This window comes from Aquirufa originis (assembly GCF_042714495.1).
Taxonomy (GTDB): Bacteria; Bacteroidota; Bacteroidia; order Cytophagales; family Spirosomataceae; genus Aquirufa; species Aquirufa originis.
This window is the reverse complement of the sequence record NZ_JBBKXY010000003.1, coordinates 645,354-652,512: the sequence shown is the minus strand read 5'-3', so window position 1 is coordinate 652,512 and position 7,159 is coordinate 645,354. Positions and strand designations below refer to the sequence as shown.

The following is a 7,159-nucleotide window of genomic DNA, read 5'->3' as shown; positions in this document are numbered from 1 at the left end:
AAAAATGAGTCCGAAGGGAATGAGTCCGAAGGAAATAAGGAATAGAGTAGAGAGTATAGAGCAAAGAGTAGAGATACGGCATAAAAAAGAGGCTGCCGCCTCGTTTTTTATCCACTCATGAAATATTGGCCCCCGCACTCTGCTCTTTGAACTTTGCACTTTGAACTTTGCTCTTTGCTCTTTGAACTTTGGTCTTTGACTATCGACTAACGACTATCTCCTCCGGACTCCCTCCCTTCGGACTATCGACTGCCCACTGCCCACTGTCGACTGATTATCAGTATTATTCTTTATGCTTTGTGCTTTATTATTTACTTTTGCAACATGACAATTCTCTACATCATTCTAGCCCTTGTAGCCGGCGCAGGTGCAACCTACCTCCTATTTCAAGGCAAATTAGCCTTATTACAAAGTCAATTAGCTCAGGCAAGTCAAGATCAAACGAAAGTGGCTTCATTAGAGGCTGAAAATCGGACATTATTTGGAAAATTATCCCAATTAGAAGGTCAGAATGAGACTTTAAAGATGACGGTGGAGAATCAGAAATCTGATGAGGAGAAGCTACGCAAAATGTTAGTGGATATCAGTAACGAATCCGTCCTGAGACAAGGAAAGATGCTAAGTGATCAACAGCAAGTTAAATTAAACGATGTTTTAAACCCTCTGAAAGAGAAATTACGTGAATTTGAGGAGAAGGTTAACTTGGGTCAAAAAAATAGCTTAGAACAAAGTACTGTGCTCATGGAGCAGATTAAGAACCTTACGAGCCTAAATCAAACGGTAACTCAAAAAACAGAAGATTTAACGAATGCCCTGAAGGGATCGAATAAGTCACAAGGGAATTGGGGCGAAATGATTTTGGAGAGAGTATTAGAAAGCTCTGGATTGAAAAATGGGATGGAATACCAGACTCAATTCGTGACTAAAAACCAAGAAAATGATACGATCAAACCAGATGCTGTCATCTTCTTACCTGACCACAAAAATCTAATTATTGACAGCAAAGTATCGCTAGTGGCTTACGAACGCTATACGAGTGCTGAGGAAGGCACCATTGAAAAGGATTTGGCCTTAAAAGCACATATAGAATCGCTAAAGACCCATATAAAAGAACTTTCTTCTAAGGATTACCACACGGCATTAGACCTAACAAGCCCAGACTTCACCTTGCTTTTTATCCCAATTGAATCCGGATTCGTGGCAACTATTAGTCAAGATACCAGCTTATTCAATTATGCTTGGGATCGAAAAATTGTCTTAGTCTCCCCTTCTACCCTACTGGCAACATTACGAACGATTGCGTCGGTTTGGAAGACAGAATACCAAACTCGAAATGCCATTGAAATTGCACGTCAAGCAGGCGATTTATATGATAAATTTGTCGGTTTCACGAAGGATATGGAAGATGTAGGAAAGCACATTAAGAAAGCAGAAGATGCCCACAGTGATGCCATCAACAAACTAAGTACCGGAAAAGGAAACCTTATAAATAGAGCCCAAAACTTACATAAATTGGGCATTAAATCAACTAAAAAGCTGAATCTGGGATTGGTTCAAGATGAGGAACCGGAAATCGAAGAAGAATAAATTTAGATTAGAGATTATAGAGAAGAGAGAAAAACCTATACTCTATAATCTCTGATCTGTTTAACAACCTCCTTTATTAGGAATACGCTTATAAATCACTTTACTCTCTTTTTCAAGATAGTCTCCTGAAACGATGGCAAAGGCATATTTAGGGGCTTTCGAAACACCGCGGCTTTTGATGACAATTTTATCATTTACCTTTAGGCTTTTCAATTGCTGGATTTCAACTTTGGAAACTGGGCCCATTGAAAGAATATATTCTTCACCATCAATACTAACCATTACTCCAAAACCCAATCTAGCACCTTGAGGAAGAGATAGCGAGGTTACAACACCTTCCATTGGGGCATTGTTACGAATAAACTTATTAATTTTCACCGCACCCGCATGCACTTTTTTACCTTCAGGTGATGCCTCCCAATTTTTAAATTGAACGCCATCAGGACTTGATTCCCATTTCTTTAAGGCAGATTTACTCTCTGCAGCAGTTAAAGGCTTAGGGGTGGATTTAGCAACCGAATCGTTTTTAGATTCACAACTGGTGAATAACAAGCCGCTTGCTAACGCAATTGGTAAAATCAAAGTATTGCGATATTTCATCATCTCTTTTAAAATTTTGATAAAGATGCAATGGAAGTTCAAAAGGTTGCACGACCATCAACTGACAACTGTCCACTGTCAACTGACTTATGCCTTCTTCAAAAACTCCGTTCTCAGAACCATCATCGATTTCTCTACTTTACCCTCTACTTCATCTGCATCGTCCGTTAAACGAATGTTTTTTACCATCGTTCCGCGCTTGATTACACTGGATGATCCACGTACTTTTAAATCTTTAATTACGGTAACCGAATCGCCATCTTTCAAAACAGCTCCATTGCTATCGCGAACGATTAATTCTTCATTTTCATCCATTGTATTGTTGTTTTTTGGTTATTGAATGCGGTTAGAATTATTTGTTCCAACCATTTTTATTGTTTCTAAATCCTAAAAGGCGCTGTGCCAGATCAGGTCGTTTTAATTGTGTCAAACGATTCCGAATCCAATCTTTGTATTCTGGTTTATACCAAAAGAAATATTTGTTTTGATTCTGCTTTTCTTCCCTTGTTTTGGCCGTTTTAACGGGCTGCAAGGTGTATGGGTGCACGCCAGAATAATAAATCACTTCCGCCACTGTCATTGGAGTAGGCGTAAAATCTTGAACTTGTTCTAAGTGAAAACCTAAATCCTTCGTTTCCGCCGCTAAATTTGCCATGTCTTCTTCTTCACAACCAGGGTGAGAAGAAATGAAATACGGAATGAGAGGTTGTTTTAGGCCAAATTTGGCAGAAATCTCATCATACTTCTTCTTGAAGGCGTGAAAATACTTGAACGAAGGCTTACGCATAATACGTAAAGTCGCATCTGAGGTATGCTCCGGGGCAACTTTCAAACGACCAGATACGTGGCGCGTAATCAATTGCTCCATGTATTCGTCGTGATTACCATCTGAATTATTCTTATTGAAATCATCTACCAAGAGATCATAGCGAACCCCAGAACCCACAAAAGCCTTTTTAATGGCAGGATGCTTATCCACCTTGCGGTAAATATCAGTCAAAGGTTTATGCGAAGTATCTAGGTTATTACAAATGACAGGGTGGATACAAGAAGGGCTAACACAACGTGCGCAGATCTCCTCATCTTTCCCCTTCATTCTGTACATATTCGCAGACGGACCTCCTAAGTCGGAAATATATCCTTTGAAATCAGGTGCTTTCGTGATTTGCTCGACCTCTTTCATAATCGATTTCTCACTACGAGACGCAATAAATTTGCCCTGATGGGCTGAAATAGTGCAGAAACTACATCCGCCAAAACATCCGCGGTGCATATTGACCGAGAATTTAATCATCTCGAAAGCTGGAATAGGTCCACGCTTTCTGTATTTCGGATGTGGCAAACGCGTGTAAGGCAGATCAAATGATTTATCCATTTCGACCTCCTCCATCGTTTTAAAAGGAGGATTAATGACTAATACGTCCTCTCCTACTTTTTGGATAATTCGGTTTGCCTGCCACTTATTGGATTCAACTTCTACAATTTTGAAGTTGGATGCATACTTGATTTTATCTTCTAAACAAACTTCGTGACTTGCTAACTCAACGGTTTCCCAATCACAGGCAGGAGCCGTTTTTTGCAAGAATGCTACTTGATTAATATGAGTCAAATCGCCCAATTTCTTACCTTCTTTCACCCCACGCATAATCTCGCGCAAAGGCTGCTCTCCCATTCCGTAAACCAACATATCGGCTCCAGAATCCACTAAAATAGAAGGGAATAATTTATCAGCCCAGTAATCATAATGCGTTACTCGACGCAAAGAGGCCTCGATGCCACCGATTAATACGGGAACATCTGGGTAAATTTCTTTTAAAATCTTGGTGTAAACCGTGGTTGCATAATCAGGTCTAAAACCAGCTTCACCACCAGGTGTATAGGAATCGTTCGAACGTAAGCGCTTGTTAGCCGTGTAATGATTCACCATGGAATCCATACATCCTGCAGTTACGCCAAAAAAGTATTTGGGCTTACCTAATTTCTTAAAATCACGTAAATCGTCTTTCCAATTTGGCTGTGCAACGATACCCACTTTCAAACCTTCACTTTCCATGATTCGACCGATGACAGCCGTACCAAATGCCGGATGATCCACATAGGCATCACCAGAGATTAAAATCACGTCCAGTTCATCCCAGCCACGTTTTTCTACCTCTTTTTTCGTGAGGGGCAGCCAGTCTGTTATCGGTCTTTCTTCCATACAACAAAATTAACGGAATTTAGGGGCTTAACCTATTGAATATCCTGCCAAAAATCAGGAACGAATTGACTTTTTTTTAGTAAATTCGTTCATAGTGATGAATTAAACCTATTTCAAAATTGAATACCGCCGAACTTCTATATCAATCTATTCAGTCATTGGCCAGTCCAACTGAACTAGCCTGGATAGCAGATAAAATAAAAACTGATTCGAAAGGTTTGTCTTTGGCCTTCGTGATGGCACCACGCCAAGTAGCTAAAACACGTGTGGGCAATATCCCCGGTTGGAATTGGCAAAATAGCACGCTTGATCAGCTCGTTCGGGTTTACCTATTAATTCATCTCGCTGAAAAAGAAGATGGAAAATCCAGAATCGAGACCTTATTTGATACGGCGGAAATGAATGAATTAGTGGCGCTCTACCGAGCATTGCCCGTTTTACCGTCGCCAGAAATCTGGTTACACCGGGCTACCGATGCGGTTAGATCCAACATGGGGCCGGTATTTGATGCGATTGCTTTTGGCAATCCTTACCCTTTGCAATATTTCAGCGAATTAGCGTGGAACCAATTAGTCTTAAAATGCATTTTCAACGATAAGCCCATCCATTTAATCGAAGGACTAGATGAACGTGCGAATCAAGCGTTAGCTAATACCCTGGCAGACTTTGCACACGAAAGATGGGCAGCGGGAAGACGAGTGCCATCGCAAGTTTGGCGATTAATCCGAAACTTCCAGACAGATACAAAAGAACAAGATTTAAAAAGATTAGCAGAAAGCGTAGATCTGAACGATCAAAAAGCCGCCGAATTAGTCCTACAAAATAGCCCTCTAGAAGCCTGGAAGGTGTTAGAAAAAGAAGAAACAGCCTATTAATATGTGCCAAAACCCCAACGAACATAAATTAAATCCCTCCCATTTCGAAGGATCCACCGAGGAAAAACAAACTGCCCAAGAAGTGGACGGCGGCTTTGCGGCCTACACACAAGGGATGAAGTTTTTCGACCCACACGTACATATGACTTCCCGTACCACAGATGATTATCAAGCGCTGGCTGATGCAGGTGTGGTGGCAATTATTGAGCCGGCATTTTGGCTGGGACAACCGCGTACGGGATTAGCTTCGTTTAAGGATTATTTTGCAAGTTTAGTGGGTTGGGAGCGTTTTAGATCGTCTCAGTTTGGCATAAAGCATTATTGCACGATCGGCTTAAACTCGAGAGAGGCTAATAATGAAGCGTTAGCTGAGGAGGTGATGGAAATTCTGCCCTTGTTTTTGCAGAAAGAAGGCGTTGTGGGCGTGGGTGAAATTGGTTTTGACGACCAAACGGCCGCAGAGGAAAAATACTACAGAGCTCAATTAGAGCTAGCGAAAGAAATGGGATTGCCTGTACAAGTGCATACACCTCATCGAGATAAGAAAAAGGGAACTGAACGCAGTATGGCGATTGCCTTAGAGCACGGTTTAGCGCCCCATATGGTGGTGATTGACCACAATAATGAAGAGACTGTTAAATCGGTTTTAGACCAAGGTTTCTACGCCGCCTTTACTATATATCCGTTTACGAAGATGGGCAATGAGCGAATGGTAGAGATTGTGAAGCAATATGGGTCGGAACGCATTATGGTGAATTCAGCTGCGGATTGGGGGATTTCTGATCCTTTGGCGATTCCTAAAACGGCGGCATTGATGAAAATCAAAGGGATTTCTGATGCGGATATCCAAAAAGTGACTTACCAAAATGCCCTCGATTCTTTCGCGCAAAGCGGACAAATCAATGAGAAAGACTTCATTGACGGATTAGAAATCGATCAATCTTTGAAATTTAATGGCAATACGGTGTTGCGTGGCGGACAAGCTCCTCGCGTAGATAAAAACTCAATCTTCATTCGCTAATGTCTAAAATTAGAGCTTTTGCTGAGCTTACTCGGCCTGCGAATGTAGTCACGGCACTGTCTGATATTATGGCAGGTTTAGCCATTGTGGGCTTTGTTTTTGGTGGATTAGACTACCAATTTTACCCTGCCCTATTCCTTGGCCTTTCCAGCATGTGTTTATACGCAGGTGGAGTGGTATTCAATGATGTATTTGACCACGAATTAGATCGCATTGAAAGACCTGAAAGAGCATTGCCTAGCGGACGAATTAAACGATCAGAGGCCATTTTCGGGGGAATCTTGTTATTAGCACTAGGTATATTTTTGGCCTTTTGGCAAAGTAGACTGAGTGGATTTGTAGCCATTTTCATTACAGCTTTAGCACTTTTTTATGATTGGAAAGGGAAGCATATGCGCATTTTTGGCCCTATCAATATGGGTTTGTGCAGAGCATTCAATTTACTTTTAGGGATGAGCGTGTATGAATTAGGGGTTTTAGAGCACTTCCCAGTGATCGCTATCCCGTTGATTTACATTGCAGCCATTACGTTAGTAAGTAGAGGCGAAGTTCATGGAGGCAAGGCGATTACGCTTTATTTCGCTGGCTTTTTGTTTCTGATAGTACACGCTTCACAATTATTTTTCGCGGAGAAAGTAGAATTTGCCTTGGTATTTGTCTTGGCCCACTTTATCCTGATTTTCAGAAAACTAAGCGTTGCTATTCAGAATCCGATGGGCAAAAATATTGGATTAACAGTAAAAACAGGGGTTTTAACGCTTATATTGATGAATGCAGCGTGGGTAGCATCGAGTGGACAATGGATGGTCGCCCTCTTTGTTTTAGCCTTATTACCCGTATCTTTGGGTTTAGCTAAAAAATTCGCCGTTACGTAAA

General features: G+C 41.2%; 7 protein-coding genes. 4 read left to right on the top strand and 3 right to left on the bottom strand.

What is annotated here, in order from left to right:
* The first annotated feature begins 324 nt into the window (after positions 1-324).
* Positions 325-1,587 carry a DNA recombination protein RmuC gene (locus SKC35_RS11345; RefSeq protein ID WP_377979466.1) on the top strand — a complete coding sequence of 421 codons (1,263 nt, stop codon included), beginning with the start codon at positions 325-327 and terminating at the stop codon, positions 1,585-1,587.
* Between the two features lie 60 nt (positions 1,588-1,647).
* On the opposite strand, the gene SKC35_RS11340 is transcribed toward SKC35_RS11345, so the two are convergent.
* The 3 genes from SKC35_RS11340 to SKC35_RS11330 form a co-directional block, all read right to left on the bottom strand.
* Positions 1,648-2,190, bottom strand: coding sequence for a hypothetical protein (locus SKC35_RS11340; protein WP_377979465.1), 543 nt, complete (start codon positions 2,188-2,190; stop codon positions 1,648-1,650).
* A gap of 84 nt (positions 2,191-2,274) precedes the next feature.
* Positions 2,275-2,502: a zinc ribbon domain-containing protein YjdM gene (locus tag SKC35_RS11335; protein WP_130895301.1), complete on the bottom strand. Its 228-nt coding sequence runs from the start codon at positions 2,500-2,502 to the stop codon at positions 2,275-2,277.
* Between the two features lie 37 nt (positions 2,503-2,539).
* On the bottom strand, positions 2,540-4,387 hold the full coding sequence (locus SKC35_RS11330; RefSeq protein WP_130923070.1) for a YgiQ family radical SAM protein: 1,848 nt from the start codon (positions 4,385-4,387) through the stop codon (positions 2,540-2,542).
* Positions 4,388-4,506: 119 nt separating this feature from the next.
* Between SKC35_RS11330 and SKC35_RS11325 the strand changes: the two genes are divergently transcribed.
* From SKC35_RS11325 to eboC, 3 genes are read left to right on the top strand one after another with little or no spacing between them, the layout of a single operon-like run.
* Positions 4,507-5,262 carry an EboA domain-containing protein gene (locus tag SKC35_RS11325; RefSeq protein WP_377979464.1) on the top strand — a complete coding sequence of 252 codons (756 nt, stop codon included), beginning with the start codon at positions 4,507-4,509 and terminating at the stop codon, positions 5,260-5,262.
* A 1-nt stretch (position 5,263) separates the two neighbouring features.
* The gene (locus tag SKC35_RS11320) at positions 5,264-6,283 is read left to right on the top strand and encodes a TatD family hydrolase (protein ID WP_377979463.1); all 1,020 of its coding nucleotides are present in this window, start codon (positions 5,264-5,266) and stop codon (positions 6,281-6,283) included.
* On the top strand, positions 6,283-7,158 hold the full coding sequence (gene eboC, locus SKC35_RS11315; protein WP_377979462.1) for a UbiA-like protein EboC: 876 nt from the start codon (positions 6,283-6,285) through the stop codon (positions 7,156-7,158). The genes SKC35_RS11320 and eboC overlap by 1 nt, the downstream gene beginning before the upstream one ends.
* Position 7,159 lies beyond the last annotated feature (1 nt).